Origin of the sequence: Paenibacillus sp. ALJ109b (assembly GCF_010747435.1) — a bacterium.
Taxonomy (GTDB): domain Bacteria; phylum Bacillota; class Bacilli; order Paenibacillales; family Paenibacillaceae; genus Paenibacillus; species Paenibacillus taichungensis.
In genome coordinates, this window is sequence record NZ_JAAIFP010000004.1 from 319,806 (window position 1) to 339,012 (window position 19,207).

At 46.2% G+C, this 19,207-nt stretch carries 16 protein-coding genes and 1 riboswitch; of the genes, 5 read left to right on the forward strand and 11 right to left on the reverse strand.

All coding sequences use genetic code 11. The features are described from left to right. Positions 1 to 121 precede the first annotated feature (121 nt). The 6 genes from G3352_RS04540 to G3352_RS04565 all read right to left on the reverse strand — a co-directional run bounded on the left by G3352_RS04540 (position 122) and on the right by G3352_RS04565 (position 6,622). On the reverse strand, positions 122 to 1,807 hold the full coding sequence (locus G3352_RS04540; RefSeq protein WP_240342929.1) for a hypothetical protein: 1,686 nt from the start codon (positions 1,805 to 1,807) through the stop codon (positions 122 to 124). A gap of 204 nt (positions 1,808 to 2,011) precedes the next feature. Then, on the reverse strand, positions 2,012 to 2,761 hold the full coding sequence (locus tag G3352_RS04545; RefSeq protein WP_163754242.1) for an SDR family NAD(P)-dependent oxidoreductase: 750 nt from the start codon (positions 2,759 to 2,761) through the stop codon (positions 2,012 to 2,014). A 183-nt stretch (positions 2,762 to 2,944) separates the two neighbouring features. Next, positions 2,945 to 3,337, reverse strand: a complete 393-nt coding sequence (locus tag G3352_RS04550; RefSeq protein ID WP_062319566.1) for a DUF2500 domain-containing protein — start codon at positions 3,335 to 3,337, stop codon at positions 2,945 to 2,947. Positions 3,338 to 3,664: 327 nt separating this feature from the next. After that, positions 3,665 to 4,804, reverse strand: a complete 1,140-nt coding sequence (locus G3352_RS31065) for a collagen-like protein (protein ID WP_163754245.1) — start codon at positions 4,802 to 4,804, stop codon at positions 3,665 to 3,667. A gap of 195 nt (positions 4,805 to 4,999) precedes the next feature. Further along, positions 5,000 to 5,209 (reverse strand): hypothetical protein, encoded by a 210-nt coding sequence (locus tag G3352_RS04560; RefSeq protein ID WP_024632043.1) that lies wholly within the window; start codon positions 5,207 to 5,209, stop codon positions 5,000 to 5,002. Positions 5,210 to 5,344: 135 nt separating this feature from the next. After that, the gene (locus G3352_RS04565; RefSeq protein ID WP_163754248.1) at positions 5,345 to 6,622 is read right to left on the reverse strand and encodes a WD40/YVTN/BNR-like repeat-containing protein; all 1,278 of its coding nucleotides are present in this window, start codon (positions 6,620 to 6,622) and stop codon (positions 5,345 to 5,347) included. Between the two features lie 312 nt (positions 6,623 to 6,934). Here G3352_RS04565 and G3352_RS04570 point away from each other — a divergent pair, with 312 nt between their 5' ends. Continuing rightward, entirely contained in the window at positions 6,935 to 7,864 is a 930-nt protein-coding gene (locus G3352_RS04570; protein ID WP_163754770.1) for an L-lactate dehydrogenase, read from the forward strand. 411 nt (positions 7,865 to 8,275) lie between these two features. Here G3352_RS04570 and G3352_RS04575 read toward each other — a convergent pair whose 3' ends face one another. From G3352_RS04575 to G3352_RS04595, 5 genes are all read right to left on the reverse strand, one after another. Next, positions 8,276 to 9,208 (reverse strand): tyrosine-type recombinase/integrase, encoded by a 933-nt coding sequence (locus tag G3352_RS04575; RefSeq protein WP_163754251.1) that lies wholly within the window; start codon positions 9,206 to 9,208, stop codon positions 8,276 to 8,278. A gap of 27 nt (positions 9,209 to 9,235) precedes the next feature. Further along, complete coding sequence (locus tag G3352_RS04580; protein WP_163754253.1) at positions 9,236 to 10,309, reverse strand: hypothetical protein; 1,074 nt, start codon at positions 10,307 to 10,309, stop codon at positions 9,236 to 9,238. Between the two features lie 313 nt (positions 10,310 to 10,622). Then, positions 10,623 to 12,062: a branched-chain amino acid transporter BcaP gene (bcaP, locus tag G3352_RS04585; RefSeq protein WP_163754255.1), complete on the reverse strand. Its 1,440-nt coding sequence runs from the start codon at positions 12,060 to 12,062 to the stop codon at positions 10,623 to 10,625. Between the two features lie 540 nt (positions 12,063 to 12,602). After that, positions 12,603 to 13,970 carry an amidohydrolase family protein gene (locus G3352_RS04590; RefSeq protein WP_345940715.1) on the reverse strand — a complete coding sequence of 456 codons (1,368 nt, stop codon included), beginning with the start codon at positions 13,968 to 13,970 and terminating at the stop codon, positions 12,603 to 12,605. Between the two features lie 221 nt (positions 13,971 to 14,191). Then, positions 14,192 to 14,740, reverse strand: a complete 549-nt coding sequence (locus tag G3352_RS04595; RefSeq protein ID WP_163754262.1) for a CGNR zinc finger domain-containing protein — start codon at positions 14,738 to 14,740, stop codon at positions 14,192 to 14,194. Positions 14,741 to 14,876: 136 nt separating this feature from the next. Between G3352_RS04595 and G3352_RS04600 the strand changes: the two genes are divergently transcribed. The 4 genes from G3352_RS04600 to G3352_RS04615 all read left to right on the forward strand — a co-directional run bounded on the left by G3352_RS04600 (position 14,877) and on the right by G3352_RS04615 (position 19,133). After that, positions 14,877 to 15,374, forward strand: a complete 498-nt coding sequence (locus G3352_RS04600; protein ID WP_163754265.1) for a DinB family protein — start codon at positions 14,877 to 14,879, stop codon at positions 15,372 to 15,374. 83 nt (positions 15,375 to 15,457) lie between these two features. Beyond that, positions 15,458 to 15,609: riboswitch (FMN riboswitch) on the forward strand. Positions 15,610 to 15,753: 144 nt separating this feature from the next. Next, complete coding sequence (locus G3352_RS04605; RefSeq protein ID WP_163754268.1) at positions 15,754 to 16,734, forward strand: DMT family transporter; 981 nt, start codon at positions 15,754 to 15,756, stop codon at positions 16,732 to 16,734. A gap of 136 nt (positions 16,735 to 16,870) precedes the next feature. Next, positions 16,871 to 18,376 (forward strand): amidase, encoded by a 1,506-nt coding sequence (locus G3352_RS04610; RefSeq protein ID WP_163754270.1) that lies wholly within the window; start codon positions 16,871 to 16,873, stop codon positions 18,374 to 18,376. A 139-nt stretch (positions 18,377 to 18,515) separates the two neighbouring features. Continuing rightward, positions 18,516 to 19,133, forward strand: a complete 618-nt coding sequence (locus G3352_RS04615; RefSeq protein ID WP_163754273.1) for a DUF1989 domain-containing protein — start codon at positions 18,516 to 18,518, stop codon at positions 19,131 to 19,133. The last annotated feature ends 74 nt before the right edge of the window (positions 19,134 to 19,207 follow it).

Below are 19,207 nucleotides of genomic sequence, written 5' to 3' on the forward strand. Positions count from 1 at the left end.
ATATCGTATTGTGCAGATGCCCATTCGGTGACACGATTTTATTTTTTTACCATAAAAAAAGCCCGGAACCTCACCTTAAGTGGAGTCCCGAGACATAACATTTCCTATATAACCTGCCTATTCAGGGCTTGGCTTGAATCCAGTAATCGTAAGCATGGACGATATTGCCTTTGTAGGCTTTATACTCGCTTAACAGATCTGGAAGCAGTGCCAGCTGGCGTTCCATCTCTGCTGCTCCCTTATCATAAAATGAAATATGTTTACCTTCAAAATTCTCTTTCATCTCCACCGAGATCAGGAGTGGTTTACCCAAACGATCCGCAATTTCCATTTCCTGACTGACGACGTCGGCAATTCCATTGGAGCCTTCAGCAATGTTACGGAATGCCATCAGAGATACGTGATCCAGCGTTGTGATCATGTATTCACTGACGGACATGTCTCTTCCCGGTAATGGGGACGTATCGAGCCAAACGGCCAGATCGGCACTCGTTTCCAGATCACTGTCCTTTTTCGTCTCTTCATGGAAATAAGCAATATTAGCAGCCCATTCGGTCAGCAGCTTGTCCCGATCATTTTCCCATTCAGGTAAGGTGTATGGTTCAATATCCAGATGGATTCCCTTAAAACGTTCATCCGGTTCGGATTCGGCATTATAATGTTTCACATAGTCGATCAAGCGCTGTATCCGTGGCCGATTTTCCTTTTTACCCCAGATTGGATGACCGCCCATCGCATGAACCTCAATACCTTGAGCCTGGGCACGTTTCACAAAACTGCGATAGCTGGAATACGGTTGATCCAAATCAAGCCGGACGTATAACCAATTAATGTTTTGCGCTTTGGCGAACTCCAGAATGTGATCTCCACCGTCATTCGTAACCTGAGAAGCCTGCCAGATATAGGTTCCTCGGATTTCAGGTTGATTGGATGGATTCTCTGGTAATGGTACTTCCCCTGGCTCCAGCTGCCCCCAGTACACGATGTCATGCACAGCCGAACCTGCATAGGAAGCATGATCTGTGAATGCAGATGCCACTTCACTTAAGACACTCTCCAATTGCGCCGCACCTTTGCCAGCAAAAGTCGTGAACTCTTCCCCAGGCATCGGCTTGGTATTTACGCCAACAGTAATCGAACCATTTCTGGCGTCAGCCCATATCATTTCTTGTTCTACCAAACGTATAATGCCATTGTTTCCTTGTGCGCTGTCACGGTAAGCGAGCAGTGTAATATGATCAAATTGTCCGATAAACCAGTGTGACAACGAATCGTTATCCGCATCGTCAGTAGTTCTGCTACCTGTCACCGTGTATGAATCCAGCCAAAAAGGCAAGTCGACATTCACTTCAACCGCCCCATCCAGTTTCACCTGTTCCAGCAAGAGCTTCATATTGACAACCCAGGACTGGACGAGCGGCTTGGCATCTTCATTCCACTGTGGCAATACATACGGTTTGATATCCAGATGAATGGCGTCAAAACGCTCTTCCGGCTTTGCAGCCAGGTTATAATTGCTCACCCAGGACGCCAGTTTGAGCATTGGACCTTCACGACCACTCACTGCCCATGAAGGATCTCCGCCAAGAGCTTCAACTGCGATTCCAGCCTTGGTGGCTTTGGATATAAATGTATGATAAACCTCCTGTGACAGATTCATATCCACATTCACATACAGTCTGTTAATCTTATGTTTAGCTGCATTCTCCAGCAGCTCATTTCCTCCATCACTGACAGACTTGGCCTGCCATACCCAGGCTGCTCGTATATCTGCTTCAGCTTCAGCAGTAGATTCAAAGCCTGTCATTATAATCCCTCCAATCAGCAGTAATAGCCAAAACACTTTCCGGGATGAGTTCCCGAACATAATCTCCCTCCATTCCTGTACTGTGGTAAAATCACATTTATTATAGCAACCGAGTTATCAAAAACAAATAAGCCCAAGTGCTTAACTTGGGCTTATTTCTGCTATGTTTTCAAAAGTTTACATTCAACCTGAGAAATCCCGGTACTAGTCCTCATATATCATTTTTCGCGTCATTCCCCCATCAATAATCAGGTTGGTCCCTGTGACAAAGGTATTGCTTGGATCGGACAAATATAAACAAGCACGGGAGATATCCGAAGGAACGCCTACACGTCCTGCCGGGTGTTGTTCATGGTCCTCTGGCTTCAATTTCTCAACATTTCCTGTCTCAATCCATCCCGGACTGATACAATTGACCCGAATTTTGTCTTTACCCAAAGAGACAGCCATCGCATGCGTCAACGCTACAATCGCTCCTTTGGATGCAGCATAGGCCTCTGTTTCCGGCTCTGACATAAAGGCACGTGTTGAGGCCATGTTCACTATCGCTCCACCATTTTCGTTGTGCTTCATATGTTTGGCCGCTTCCCGGCTTGCGAGAAAGCAACTTCGCACATTGGTATTGAGTATATCGTCCCACTCTTCCAGCGTTAGCTCATAGGGAGATTTCCATCTGGAGACACCCGCATTGTTTATAAGTACATCAATCTGCTTGAATTCATCCATTGTCGTTTGAATGAGGTTCGTTATATCCTTCTCTTGACGTACATCACATTGGACAAATATGGCTTCTCCGCCTTCATTGCGAATCGAAGCTGCCGCCGCAGCCCCTTCCGCTTCCTCATAGTCGGCAAGTACGACTTTAGCCCCTGCAACCGCATAGGCCTCAGCTACACTTCGACCGATTCCTTTGGCTGCTCCCGTCACAACCACGACTTGATCTGTAAATGACATCATCATTTCCTCCTCTATTGGGATGGTCCATTCATCACATAAGTCTACATTAACTCACCGAATATGGACCATAAATTGAATAAAGTCTCTTCTTATATAAAAACACGTTAGCCCCATTAAGAAACGCTTGTCCGTAAAAGAAATTAAAAAAAGCTTACGCCACTATGGCGCAAGCCAGCCGGTTTATCCGCGTACACGCTCTGAATACAAACGATTGTAGCGTTCAAAGCCTACATAACGCGTTCCCTTGAAAGAGAGTCGACCTTCATCTCCCTCGGCGCACAAACCGTACTCATCACCATTCACTTTGAATTCGAGCCGATCCCCGCTCTCCACTTCAAAAGTAATGTAATAAAGCGTACGGGCTGTACTTCCTGGTTCGGAGTGCGACTGACTCATCTGCATTCTCCTGCTGGTAATACGTGAAGGTACAGTAAGCAGAGGCTCTGAGTTATTACGCCCCCATCTCCACACTTCTTTCCCTACCGACAGAAGAACAATACCTATAATCAGGACAAATACTACCGGAAAGACGGTTCCAAAAAAATCAAACATCCAGGATGATTCAATGCCCATGTCTCTCCCCTCCGTTCATCAAACCTAGGACAGCCGGAGTCTTGACCCGTCTTCTGTAATATGTATGCACGTTAACAAGGAACTTGCTATTCGGATCCAAATCCAAAATGTTCAAGGGAAAAACCTCCGGCAAAATGCCGAAGGCTTACCTCCAAACGAAAATGAGCAATTTTCTCAACGTTTAATACATTATATTATACTTTGGAGCAGCGTTACTTTTTACTATTATGGATATAATCGATCTTTTTTTGAAACCCTGGCACCAACTGGGACAACGGCCAAGATGACTGACCGATATCCCAGTTGAGGATAGCCTTTGTACCCTCTTTATGCCAATTGTGTGATAACCAGATGTGCCGAAACTGGTCTTGTTCCTCCAGCAAGCGGTGTGATCGTCAGCGCAGTGGAATTACCAGCTGGATTTCGCACGGTCAGTATTGAGTTAATAACAGTCGTTTGTACTAAAGCCATTTCTACGATCTGAGACGTTCCTGTTGCCCGCCCAACTACCGTAGGAGCTAAATCAGCTCCATTGAGGGTTAAAATGAGTTGACCTGCTTCACTAACGCTAACTTGGAACAACACTTGGTACGTGCCTATCGCTGCTAGATTGAATGAGCTAGGTCCCGTTCGAGTAATTGTCGTTCCACTAGTTGGACCATTTTGGGGAAAACTTACATCCGTTCCTGGAGCAACCGTTGCGGCATTATCAGGGGGCATCAAAGCAAAAAAATCGGCAAATCCAAGAACTCCTCCCGCTGCGCCTGTCGCCCCTGCCGGACCTGCTGCGCCTGTCGCCCCTGCCGGACCTACTGTGCCTGTTGCCCCTGCCGGACCTGCTGCGCCTGTCGCCCCTGCCGGACCTGCTGCGCCTGTTGCCCCTGCCGGACCTGCTGCGCCTGTCGCCCCTGCCGGACCTGCTGCGCCTGTGGCCCCTGCCGGACCTGCTGCGCCTGTCGCCCCTGCTGGACCTGCTGCGCCTGTCACCCCTGCTGGACCTGCTGCGCCTGTGGCTCCCGCTGGTCCGGGGAATCCTTGTGGCCCGATTGCTCCGGCTGGACCTGGTTGCCCTTGAGGTCCTTGTGGACCCACAAGACCCTCTTCCCCCGGAATACCCTGTGCACCCATCGGCCCTGCTGGACCTGCTGCGCCTTGAGGACCTATTGCTCCCGCTGGGCCAGGTTGCCCCTGTGGCCCTTGTGGACCTGGAGGACCTCCAGCTGGCCCTTGAGGTCCGGGCGGTCCTTGTACGCCTTGATTACCTTGAATCCCTTGAATGCCTTGTGTACCTTGGGGGCCTCTTGGACCAACAACTGTCGGCGTAGTCACGTTCACCTCAGGTGGCGGACATTTTACCCGAACTATCTTTTTTACCACTTTCACTCTGCGTGCTTTGTTTTTCCCTTTACATGGAAATACAGTTACACCTTTTTTCTTATGACGTTTTTTTTCGTCTGAATAACTCACTACGTACACCTCCCTATAAACATAGTTTAATGTACGTGTGTAGTTAGTTTGAGGTATGGACGAAACAACTATTATTAATCTATTTCCAACAAAAAAAGGCTACTGACATGGTAGTTTTGCTCATTAGGGGTACTAAACACAATCAAAAAACGCTGACAGCGTTATGCTGACAGCGTCTTTTTTGTTTTATACACTTTAAGCGTACATCAGATCCATATATCCGCGTGTTACTTCTCCACCATCCGTCTGCTCCGGCTCATCTGCCTGTGCGTACTTCGCCATGCAGGCTTTGACTTCTTCCTCAGTAGTGCAACGGTTGGCATCATCACATGTGTAGCATAATTGGAGCATATATCTGGTTAACTCGTCCGCCTGCGTGAATTGAGCTTGTTCATTCGTTCTCATGTTCATCACTCCCATCTCTTCTTGAATTCAATATAACATCATTTGAAGGGATTTATTGTGATTTATTTCACAAAGTTATTAAAATGAAAAGAAACCCGAAGGTTCCTCTTCTAAACACGTTCTATTCAACCACAATTATAGTACTTTCCAACGCACACCGCCGTCTACGGTTTGCAGCAAAAGCGATCTTTTGGCATCCGTATTTTCGACCAAAATCCAGCCTAGTTTCGAAGAAACCATTTGGAGCTTGACGATCTCAGGGTACTCTTTAAGAATGTTTTCCAATACTTCACTTGTAGGAAGTGCTTTCCAATTCTTGCCGGCATCTTTGGTGTAATAAGTCTTGCCTTTCTGCATGACCCAGCCTTCCAAAGAATTCAGAAATGTGGGAGTCAGACCGCGATTGATTCCGGTTTGTTTATTCAGACTGAACGTTGATAACTGCCAGCTCTCTCCGCCATTGGTTGTGAAAAAACCGTTAAATTTGGTGCTTTCCCCTTGAGAACAGGATATCGACATCCAAGCTGTTTGAGCTTCCCGTCCAAAAAACTGTGGCGAGCTGATGTTAAAATTACCACACCCGTTAAATTTGTTACGGTCAAAGAATGACGGACCCGCCTTCCAATGTTGGCCCCCGTCCGCTGTAACGTACAATTTCGGCGTACCGAACTCTAGAGCGGTCAAGAACCCGTGATCCGAGTCCGAGAAAGTCATCCCAGTTGAATAACCCCGTGTGGGGATCTCTGCAGATGCTGGTTTGCCGTCCTCGTCACTGGAGGTCATCTGATTCCAGGTAATACCGCCATCTTCGGTAAGATACAGTTTCTTGTCTTGCTTGCCAATGGAAGTATCCACAGTAGTCAGTATCCAGCCTTTTTCAGGAGAAACAAATGTGATGGCCGTCACCTTATCCGTTTTGGACAAAGAGGACAGGCTCCAGCTCACTCCTCCGTTGTTCGTGCGCAGCACCATCGTATCTGTTCCGCCCATTCCTTCACGAACAATCCATCCATGTGTACTATCTACAAAATAAATGCTTTGTCCATATTGCGGATTAGCCGGAAACTGAACATTTTCCGAAGGTGAGATATTGGTCCAGGTACTTCCCTGATCCTGAGTATAATACAAACGCAAGGCGTTCCGCGTCACTCCCCAAGCTAATCCACCGTTACCGTTAAGCAACTGGAAATCGGTTAAACGGGTCTGAATTTGATATTTGGCTGTATCCGCAGCTTGTGTACTGTTTGCGGGGGGAACTACGGTTAGTGTCTGACCCATATTCCCGTTATCTTCTTTCTCCTGCGGCGGTTCTGCCACCGGGGTCTCTCCCGAATCGGTGCAAGCTGCCAGCAGAGCAGCTATACCGATAGACAGCAATGCTGTCTGCGCGATTTTGATCCATTGCGAACGCAAGTGGTTTCCACCTCTCTCATCCAATAAGCAGGCGCGCATGCCTGTCCATTCATGTTGTTTTTACGATTCATCTGAATCCACTGCTCCTATTCTACCACAAACGATGTCGAAAAGGTTCATCTCCACTCTCTGGAAGCAGACAGCGATCTTTTTGCTGCATCTGTTTCTTCTATAAAACATAAACCAGGTTTTCGACGAAATCTTCCGCAAAAAGACATGAAGTGTGAAAAAGTTTATAGACATGGCTCGCTTTTCGAACGCTTATCCCTTAATATGGATGGAAGTATACCCCAAAAAGGAGAGGATATGAAAATGGTAAACAGTGCAGCGCTCAAACCAAGTCGTGTCGTTATTGTAGGCATGGGTGCGGTGGGAACAACAACGGGATACACGCTGATGTTAAGACAGCGTTCGTCCGAGTTGGTATTTGTGGATGTGAATCATGATAAGGCTACCGGCGAAATGCTGGATATGAACCACGGTCTCCCATTTACCGGAGGCGTTAAAGTATGGGCAGGCGATTACTCCGACTGCAGAGACGCAGACATCATCATTATTACTGCGGGTGCTTCCCAAAAACCAGGAGAGACACGCATTGATTTGCTGAAGAAAAATGCAAGCATTTTCAAAGAGATCATTGAACGTATTACTGAAGTTAATTCCCATGGTATCCTTTTGATTGCAACGAATCCTGTAGATATTTTGTCCTATACTTCTTGGAAACAAAGCGGTTGGCCCGCTTCTCGCGTGATTGGTTCTGGTACGTTACTGGACAGCGCACGTTTCCGTTACCTTATTGGTAAAAACAAAGGAATTGATCCACGCAGTATTCACGCTCATATTATCGGGGAGCATGGCGATTCCGAAGTACCGGTGTGGAGCCTCGCCAACGTTGCTGGAACGAATCTGGATCTGGATGAAGAAACACAACAAGATATCTTCGACCGGACCAAAAATGCAGCTTATGAGATTATTAATGCCAAAGGTGCCACTTCCTATGCAATTGCGCTCGCTTTGGACCGTATTGTGGCTGCCATTCTGGGCAATGAAGGCTCCGTACTGAACGTTTCCACATTGCTGGAAGATTACAATGGCGTATCCGATGTATATCTGGGTGTTCCATGTGTAGTTGATCGCAATGGTGTTCGTGAGATTCTGCCACTTCCTTTGAATGAGACGGAGAAAGTTGCTTTCCAAGCCTCTGCCAACAAATTGAAGGAACAAATTGCCGGACTGGAGTAAATCCAAATCCAGGCGTGTGACTAATCACGTTATTTTATCTTAAGCAATATCGTTAAGGTTGTATAACTAAAGGATCACCTGTATCTTCGTTATGAGGATGCGAGTGGTCCTTTGGTCTTGTTAATAGTTTACACTGTTGTATATCGTTAAGTTTCAATTGAAGGTCAATCTCTGGCTAGTTTATCACCCTATTTCATATGAACAAGAAAAGCAAGTATTGATTTCTTGTTTAAGTTAACATAATAATTTTTCCGTTAATAATGACGAGATTATTTTATAATTTCTGACTTCTTCTGACATCTTCCATTAAATGTATTATTTCTCTTCTACATCAAATTGCAAAAAAACCTGTCGTTTTGGACAGGTTTTTCTACCATTACTTGCTTCTATTATATAAACCAAGTTTCTTTTTTACATATCAGCCACAAACGCGGGAAGTTTGACATCCAGCAAGGCCATCGCTTCTTCCTTCTCACGGCTGGTTACGTGGGTGTACACCGTGGTCGTTTGAATGGAGGAGTGACCCAACAGCTCCTGAACCGTTCGCAGATCTGCTCCACGTCTAAGCATCATGGTCGCGAATGAGTGACGCAGTTTATGACTGGAGTAATTCACACGCTGATTGGAAGCCGATTCCTGCTGAAAGCGTTCAAAGGTTTCGGTGGATATAAGCTGAATACTGCGAATGGACAATCGTTTCCCTTTTTGCGAGACGAATAATGCCTCTTCCTTCGCCCGCCATGGATCCAGCCGTTCTTGAAGAGCCTGGGATAACAGTTCGGCAACGGTCTCAGGTACAGGCAAAGTACGCCATTTCCGGCCCTTTCCGAATACATCCAGCGTGCGCCGTTCCGCATTATAGTCTTTGCAGTTCAAGGCATGCACCTCTCCGACCCGCAATCCCATGTATCCCATGAGCAGAAAAATAGCCAGGTTTCGTGTACGGTACTTACCCTCAACCGATTGCAAAAATCGTTCCAATCCGCTTTCATCAAGGAAGACAGGGGCCCGATTTTGCTCGGTTTTGGATTTCTTGATTCCGAAAGCGGGGTTATTGGTCACCAGTTCAAGCTCAATCAATGACTTATAAAAACAGTTCACCGCTGCGTGTTTCCGATTCCGCGTCGAGTCACTGACCCCTCTTTCCCGAGCTCGGGACAAGAAGGATAACACATGCAGTTTTTTGACCTGCTCCAGTGACTTTCCATGAATAGAGACGAGAAATTCAGCAACGTCACCTGTGTATGATTTTACCGTATGTCCCGTGTAGCCCGCATCTTTCATCCATATATGAAAAGCTTCAAGCTCATCGACGTATTGCTCCTGAATCTCTTCGGTCATCATCTGTGTTGGTCACCACACTTCTATTTATTAATCTACAATTACGATATCGATTAGTGGGATGATCGCTTCGGGTTGTCCCTTAATGCGGGTGAGTACAAATGAAGGCAGTGGATTTTCGTGCAGTCCATTCACTGATTCACAGACCTGAACATACAAGTCCATACGCAGCGTCTCACCTTCACCCGCAACATCAATTACAGGCCATGCTTTCTCTGCACAGGATGGCCAGTATGCCAATTCGTTTACCGGCACGATACTTAATTGTTTAATTTCAGGATGCACACGGTATATTCCCGTATTCTGAGGTTCATCACCCAGCTTGTCTACCAAAAGTATAGTTCTCGAATGTTCATCCGGAGCCGAATATATCGAATAACACCATGGTGTTACTCCCCAGGCAATCGCCATGACACCTTCCTCAAGCAAGGTGTCCGAAAGGTCACCCTCACTGAATTGTTCAATCAGATTATGGTTTCCAGAACCGATCAGATCTTCTACACGTTTCGCCATACGAGGCAGATCTGCGAGAATAAAGCCACCACTGCCGTAGGAGTCAAACACATGATTATCCCGTGTCCATACCCTCTCGGGTACTGAGTTCATCTGCACAACTTTGGCTGGAAACAGACATATCGATACAGTTACCACCTGAGCATATTTCACCATGGCATGCTGCTCGGGCTCCAGTGGTCCTTCTGCGATGCGGGGTGTTTTCACGTGCAGTGAAATTCGCAGCTCGTACTCCCCTTCTGCAAAGTCTCCCAAATCCAATACGATCGGATGATCTATTCCTTCAATGGGAGTGAGTGAGCATGTACTGTCTGGTCGCAGGGTAACTGCATATTGTGCAAATCCCAGCTCCTCCCCATATATGATAATTGTATCTTGCCGATCCGGCGGTGTATCCATATGCCGCGCAACAACCGATACTTTGCGTCCATCCTTCAAAAGGCGCTGCGGATCAATGTCCAATTGAAATTCGTTTATGTCTTCTGGATGTGAAAGGATTAGCTTCGCCTCGGCAAGTACGGCTGAGTCAGCTAATGCAAAACCGAAATTCGAATTTTGGTGATGTTGATTGGTATGTAATGGTGTGTTCATGATACATCCCCTCTCCTATGTCTGATGGCATGTCACACCCCCAAATATATGTCATATTTGCCCTGACCGCAACCCCGGTTCCGCTCAAATGGATAGATATATCACTTATTAGATACCCAAATATAACCTTAAATATCAGCATTTTTTTCATAACATACGAACTGCTCTCACAAAAAAAAGCCCCATACCCCGCCGTTTTGGCGATGCGGTATGAGACAGTGGAGTTGACTCTATTAACGTATAGTTTCAGTGTGACAAATTAATTTACTAATCTTTCACGATATCTCTACAATGTAGGAATCAGCTATGACAGCTATTTCCCATTTGTTGTTTTGAACGAGTCCGATATACGCCGTGCCGGATTCAAATGACTGTGATGACGACCGTAGGCAAAGTAGATGATTAAACCAATAATCAACCAACCGAAGAACGTAATCCAAGTCAGAGCCGCAAGACGTGTCATGAGATACATACAGCCAACAGCACTTAGAATAGGAATCAGTGGAACCAAAGGCACGCGGAATCCCCTTTTCAGTTCCGGGTTGTTTTTCCGCAATACGATAATCCCCAGACTCACTACCGCGAAAGCGAACAGTGTTCCGATGTTGGTCAACTCTGCCAGATGGCCAAGTGAGATGAATCCCGAGAATAAAGCGACGATGATCCCAGCAACCCAAGTTCCCGTAGCTGGTGTTTGGCTTTTGCCACTGACTTTGGAGAACATTGGAGACAACAGCCCGTCCCGTGACATGGAATAAAGCAAACGTGTCTGACCATACATCATAACAAGTAATACAGTGGTAATCCCCGTAATCGCTCCAAGCGAAACAATCCAGGACAATCCTTTTAACTGTACAAATTCAAAGGCAAAGGCAACCGGATCACTCACATTCAGCATATGAAAAGGTACTATTCCTGTCAGGATCAACGATACAACGATGTAAAGTACGGTGCAAATCGCAAGGGATGCAATAATACCGATTGGTAAGTCCCGTTGAGGACGTTTCACTTCTTCCGCAGCCGTAGAGACTGCATCGAAACCAATGTAAGCAAAAAATACTGTTGCCGCACCTGCGGTTACCCCAGCGATGCCAAATGGAAGGAATGGTTGCCAATTATCCGGCTCCACATAGAACACACCCACACCGATGAAGATCAGAACTACGATAATTTTAATCGCTACCATAATTCCGTTGGCACGAGCAGCCTCTTTCACCCCTCGGGTGAGCAGGAATGTAATGATTAACGTGATCGCCGCTGCGGTGATATCAAAATAGGTTCCCTTTTCAGGACTAAATGCACTGGTAAGCGCATGGGGTAATTGCAACCCGAATCCGGACAATAACGTTTGAAAATATCCAGACCAACCGCTAGCAACAGCCGCACTCGCAAATCCATACTCCAGAATAAGATCCCATCCGAGAATCCAGGCAATGACTTCGCCAAAAGCGGTATAGCTATATGTATACGCACTTCCTGAAGCAGGCACACTGGATGCAAACTCCGAGTAACACAATGCAGCGAAGGCGCAGATAATACCTGCCAGCAGAAAAGACAGTACCAAACCGGGACCTGCATATTTTGCAGCAGCAACGCCTGTGAGTACAAAGATACCCGTACCGATAATCGCACCTACCCCGAGAGTCATTAGATCAAATGGGCCAAGCACCCTTTTCAACATGTTGCTTTCGTTATCTCCGGTGGCAATCGGCTTTTTTCTAAACAGGGAAGATCGATTCTGGTTTTGATTCATACACAGTTTCCTCTCGTATTGAAAATGATGAATGTGACCCTATACTTCAAATGTTTTGTTTGTTTCATCTGTTCTATGAAAAAGTCCTTTGTTCTATCTTACTGACCAACTACAAAAATCTATCGATTTCTACACTTTGTCGCGTTGCTTTGTTAAATTTATTTTGGGATGATGCTATATTTTGTTCATTTCAGACGAAAATTATCATGATCTGTTGGGCAGGGGTGAATATAAAAATCGTTTTAAAACAAAACTGCGTATAATTTATATTATGCGCAGTTTTTTAACAGCTTTTTTCTTTAACAAAACATCATAAATTCGTTGTTACATGCAACTATGCAAATACAGTGCCTTTTCGCCTCTTTTTGCGGTTTATTCCTTGCTCCCCCTGTTATCTTGTACGATAAACAGATACGCTAAAGAGCCGCATACCCGTATGCGGCCCCTCTCTTGTAACGCTATTAAATCTATAAGCCAGATGAGAACCCTCTCTTTTCATTCCAGAAGAGAATCACCTTTCACTCACATGGATTGTCTAACTTATGAAAATACAATTCGCTCTGCATCCGACATCCGATATTGAGATAGCAGATATTCCTTGCTGTCCAAAGCCTTCCGCCGGACCTCATTCAGATCGACATGCAGCAGCTTACCTTCGCGCTTCACCGGACGACCTGCTACAAACACAGTATCCACATTGGATGGATTGGCAAATTGAACGACGGCTCCAACCGGATCATGCACCGGGAACAAGTTAAGGTCGGTGGTTCGGATCATAATCAGATCGGCTTCTTTACCTGGCGTAAGTGTGCCAACCTTCCGCTCAAGCCCCAGAGCCTTCGCCCCAGCAGAAGTTGCAAATCTTAGCACTTGACTGGATTGCAGATTAAGCTCACCAGGCATTTCACCCTGCAGCAAAAGTTGTTCATTTTCACGGGAACGTTCAGCTTGAAGTGCAAATTTCATCTGGGAGAACATATCCCCACCTGTTGATGTTACAACATCGACTCCGAGCGTTGGGGTTCCGCCATTTTCAAGGAAGTACCCCGTTGCCGGATACCCGTGCCCCATCATCATCTCTACTTCCGGTGTGACGGACAGTGAGGCGCCGCTATCGGCCAACATTTTATACTCATCCGTATCCATCGTATTTCCGTGTACGACGTTCAGACCTGGGCTTAGTAAACCAGCCTCATACATTTTACTTATCGAACGATCTACAGACCCCCAGCTTCCAAAGCCAACATGCATTGAACATATCGCATCCAGCTCTTGGGCAAGCTGAACTTCCTTCACCGTGATATCCCAATGGCTAAACTCCGGACCTCGAATAGCAAGGCCGAACGTAAGCAGCTGATCCCGTGAGGAAAAATACTGGTCCTTAACCCTTCTCACATCATTCGAATATGTCAGCTGGCTCTCTCTGTTCCAGTATGGCGTCTCACCTGGTACACCATAAGCGAAAACCGACCGAATACCCGCATCCTGAAGTCCGCGAATCAGTTCATCCGTATGCTCCGGGGAATACGGCATACTCCAGTCAAGCACCGTGGTCACTCCTGCATTAAGCGCTTCCAAAGAACCCAGCAAATTGGCTATATAGCTGTCTTGTGGCCGAAGTTTACTCCCCATCGCTCCATAGTAGAGATTCTGCAGATAGACCGGCAGTGACCAGTTGGTTCCCGCTGTTTTTACAAGTGACTCCCATACATGCCGGTGCGTATCTACAAGTCCAGGGAGAATGATCATCTCCGATGCATCTATCACTTCCGCTTCAATACAACTCAGATCGGGCTGGATAGCAGTTATAAGAGAATCCTCAATGAGAACGTCCGCCCGTTTATACTGACCCACCGACGAATCCATAGACAATACACAACCATTTTTCAGTAGATAACTTGTCCCCACAAGACACATCTCCAATCATTGTTTTTTGTTGGATATACGCTTGAATCCTGGATGTTAATCTCTGATGAAATGACTAGCTGAAATATTTTAAGTATATAACCATTATATAGAAGTGGATGGTAAGATTCAATTTTGGTTTTATACAAATCTTATTGAATATTTCCTGTCTGTTGCAAAGTATAGAAAATCACACTTTCTTTCTGTACACCCTACTCTTGCTCCTAATCCTTCTTCTGTTTTGCCCGAAACCTTCTAACCTTCATCAGATTACCACACATCTTGTCATCACAATATTTCTGGGTTCTACTACGTGTATCGTCATAGAAAATCCAACGGCAATCCGTATTGTCACAGATACGAATTCTTCCCCCATCCCCTTCAACTACAGTGATGGCAAAATCGGCTGCGACCTCTGCCATGACCTGCTGCCATTGAGTTCCTACAGGAATAAGTGAAAGATTCAGTCCCTCATCTCCAGCGTTCAGTCTTCTTATGACTTGACCTTCCTCCATTATGCCGTTAAACCATTCCTGGTCTTTGTTCGATAATGCATTTCCGTCAGATAAACGAGTTGCAATAGCCTGCAATTCATTTCTGAAGTTTCTCAAAGCTGCCTCTTCTTCAGAAGAGGCAGGTACAGATGCGTTCAGTTGCCATTGTTTGAGGAATGACTGCTGCCATTCGGCTTTGCCAAGCCTGTCCTCTGAGCGATTTCCGCCACGCCAGTCGTGGTAATCACTGTTCACAAAATCAGTCCATAGTCTATCCATACGTACCTCCGCTAAATTGTAACTTTCTAAAACGAAAAAGATAGTTACAAATATTCGTGTTTGGGTTATATTAATTGTAACCACATTTTAGCACTTTAGCTAGTTACCATGAATTCATTTTAGGGAGGAAAAATCAATGACTACAACAGCAACGGAACTATTGCTCATTCAGAAAGATGACACCTGGGATCAATGTAACTGGATTGTGCCTTTATCCAAGGCACTCGAAGGACTGACTGCTGAACAGGCAGCCTGGGTTCCATCAGCCGGTGGATTAAGCATCTGGCAGTTGGTTAACCATATGTATTACTATAATCATCGCTTGTTGAGTCGCATTCAGGGCAAAACACCCTCCGGTACACCTGCCGAAAACAATGAATCCACCTTTGGAGATCCTGGCGACCCCTCCGATACCACTGGCTGGAGTGTACTTATGCAAAACACAACACAATTAGCCGGACAGCTTCGTGATCAGCTAGCTTCATTAGAAGAATCCGATCTTGAAGCTTCGTACATGGATACGGATGAAAAATGGACACATGAGCTTGCCCGCTGGGTACTCCACGATGCGTATCATGCAGGACAGATTGTATTACTACGCAGACAACAGGGAAGCTGGAATATCATATTCTAAAAAAACACTTGAACTGCTAGCGCTTACAGGAATAAGATGGACTTATTAATGTTACAGCTTGTTTAATACACAATATAATTGAATAGGATCTTCGGGGTAGGGTGCAATTCCCAACCGGCGGTGATGTTCTTCGGAACCAGCCCGCGACTCGCTGTTTGACCCGATGTAGGGATTCAGCGACTGACTTGGTGTGACTCCAAGGCCGACGGTACAGTCCGGATGAGAGAAGATCAACACATTGACATGCCGTTACGGAAAGGCTTATTTTCGTACGACATGTTAATGATTGAGCCCCCGTTTATTTGGTGTATACCAAAACGGGGGCTTTTGTCGATTTTGCCAACTGAAGATTCCGTGTTCTGACGAAGGAGTCCTGAATATGGAAAAGACCCAATCTGCATCAACAGTTTACCGCAAGGAACGAAGTAATACCGGATTTTGGCTCGTCGTGCTCGGCGCCGCCCTTTGGGGTGTAGATCCACTGTTCCGTATTATTTTGCTCAAAACGATGACCTCAACTCAGATTGTACTGGTGGAACATATTATTGTCAGCCTTGTGGCGATTCCCGTCTTGTGGAAGTTCCGGGCCGATCTGAAAAACCTGCGTGCACGCCACTGGATTGCGGTAATTTTTATCTCTTGGGGAGGATCTGCTCTAGCAACGGTATTGTTCACTCTTGCGCTAACGCATAATGATCCCAACACCGTCTTATTATTGCAAAAGATGCAGCCGCTATTTGCGATTGTTCTGGCTAAGCTGCTGTTGAAAGAAACATTGCCTCGTCGCTTCGGTGGACTGTTTATCATTGCACTTGCAGGAACATACCTGCTCACGTTTGGATTCACCCTTCCCCTCGGCAACTGGGACAATTGGGTTCATGCAGGCAGCTTGTTATCACTCGGTGCAGCTGCATTGTGGGGCGGTTCAACAGTTATGGGGCGGCTAATGCTGGGGCAAACCCGTTATGAAACGGTCACCTCCCTGCGCTTTGTCGCAGCCTTGCCGCTGCTGATCTTTATGACGTGGAACGAAGGTGCTGCGTGGACATTCCCTTCCGCAACAGGTGAACAGGCGGCTGTAGCACTTAATATTCTGGGTCAGGCTTTACTGCCAGGCTTACTGAGTCTTCTGTTATATTACAAAGGGCTCTCTTCCACCAAGGCCTCAGTCGCAACGCTCGCAGAACTGAGCTTCCCGATGGCCGGTGTACTGGTAAACTGGATTGCATTCCGTACATTAATTACATGGGAGCAACTGGTGGGCTTCATCCTCATCTGGATTGCCCTATTCGCTATCTCCAAACAGCAAGAACGCTCAGCAACTCCGGCTGACGGTGCACCAAAGCTTCGTACGGATTGAATTTTATATAAAAGCAAATCAATTAAGGCACTACACATCCTTCGAGATGTATAGTGCCTTTTGTTTTTTCGCTATTCCGGTGGTACGATAACTTATGGAATAGTAGATCAAGTCAATTTAGAGAGGAACGATCATCATGTCTTCATCTTCATCATTTTCATATACGTCTTACGATGCCATTGGTTTGGCTGAATTGGTTCGAGCACGGGAGATATCTCCTGTTGAATTGCTGGAAGCGGCGTATGCACGCCTGGAAGAAGTGAACCCGCAGCTCAATGCAGTCATTCGTACATATGAAACACGTGCACGTCAGGAAGTGAGTATGGTTCGTCCGGGAGAGCAACCCTTTGCCGGCGTGCCCTTGTTATTGAAAGATATCTCTCAATCCCTGGAAGGTGAAATTCTCACCTCGGGTTCTCGTCTTCTCAGTGAGCATCGTGCACAGCGGAATTCTAATTTCGTTTCACGTCTGCGCGATGCAGGCTTCATTATCATTGGACATACCAATACACCGGAATTTGGCCTGAAAAATATTACTGAGCCCCGTCTTCACGGTCCAAGTCGAAATCCATGGAATACGAATCACTCGCCAGGTGGTTCAAGTGGAGGTGCCGCTGCCGCAGTAGCCTCGGGTATTGTACCCCTTGCGGGAGCCAGTGACGGTGGCGGTTCCATCCGAATCCCTGCTTCATTCAGCGGCTTGTTCGGACTCAAACCTACACGTGGACGGACACCTGTTGGACCGGGAGTTGGTCGTCAGTGGCAGGGTGCTTCGATTGATTTTGCCTTGTCCCGCTCAGTTCGCGACAGCGCTGCTTTGCTCGATACATTGCAAGTGATTCAACCCGAAGCTGCGTTCCATGCTCCGCTCTTTCCAGGCAGCTACTTGGCTGATATGCACTATCCTCATCAACGCAAACTGAAAGTTGCATACACGACAGCTTCACCTGTAGGTACACCCGTGAGTGATGAAGCCAAAGAAGCTGTTTATAAGATGGTTCGCTGGCTGGAAGAACAAGGTCATGAAGTTGAAGAAAAGCTGAGTCCGGTTAATGGTGTCAAATTGATGGAGAACTATTACATGATGAACAGCGGCGAAATGGCGGCGATGATCTCTTCGATGGAACGTTCTATGGGCAGAGCTTTAACCTCTGATGATATGGAGATCGAGTCCTGGGTTCTGGCTGAAGCCGGCAAAAAAGTATCCGCTGCCGAATTCGTACATAGTCTGGCCGAATGGGATGTTGCCGCAGCTCAGATGTCCACATTGTTTGAACGGTATGATTTTTATGTCACACCTGTCAATGCTTTTCCAGCACCCAAAATCGGCGAATTGACGCCTCATGATGAACAGATTCAGCATCTGATGCGTATTAGCGATTTGGACAAGATCCAGCAGCAACAGCTGATTTATGAGATGTTTGAACCAAGTCTCACCTACACTCCGTTCACTCAGCTCGCGAATCTGACGGGTCAACCCGCCATGAGTGTTCCTGTGCATCTTACTCCTGAAGGTCTGCCCATGGGTGTACAGATTATGGCAACGAAAGGCCGTGAAGACTGGTTGCTCCACCTGGGTGGTCAGCTGGAAACATCCGAACTATGGGTTGGTATGAAGGGTAATCCCCTGTTTCCAGTATAAATGCAATCCCTTTTTCACGTATCTCAGCAATCTTACGTACAGCGTATTCTTCAGATTCATCTGTTACATTACTAAATAGTGAATGAAAGTAATGTCATCTCCACATACTGAGTTTAAAAAACATGTGGGGGAAATACGGATGAATTCAACGAAATCCCATAAGCAGTCTATTCATATTCCTGCCAAAACAGGTTACGCAATTAGAGTGAAGAAAGGTTCGTTGATCCGTATAACCGATTTGGAGGGGCAGCAAGTGGTCGATTTTGTTGCTTACGATGCGCAAAATATCAATAATCGGCTTGATCCCGGTGTAACACTCGATGTCCTGCGCACATATAGGATTAAACCAGGACAAAGCCTGTATTCTAACCGTTATGAACCTCTCGTTTCCATTGTCCAAGAAACTGTAGGCATTCATGATTTTTTCAATTCGGCCTGTCGTCCAGAGATGTATGAGGTCTTATATGATAAAAAAGATCATCCCAGTTGTTATCATAATCTGAATACAGCCTTGGAACCTTTCGGCATCGCTCCCCCAGATCAGCATTATCCTTTCAACCTATTTATGAATTCGGTTGTAGACGGTAACGGGAAAATTGATGTTATCGCACCCGAATCGAGCGCTGGTGACTATGTGGAAATGGAAGCTTTGATGGATCTGATCATCGGTTTGTCTGCTTGTCCATGTGAGGAGAGTTCTTGCAACGGGTACCATTGTACTCCTGTTCAACTAGACGTAGAATCTCCTACTGTTTAAATGAGCTCTATGCTAACAGCTGTTCTAATTTGCTCCAGACGGGAATACGATGACTTGTACCCATATGTGTGTGA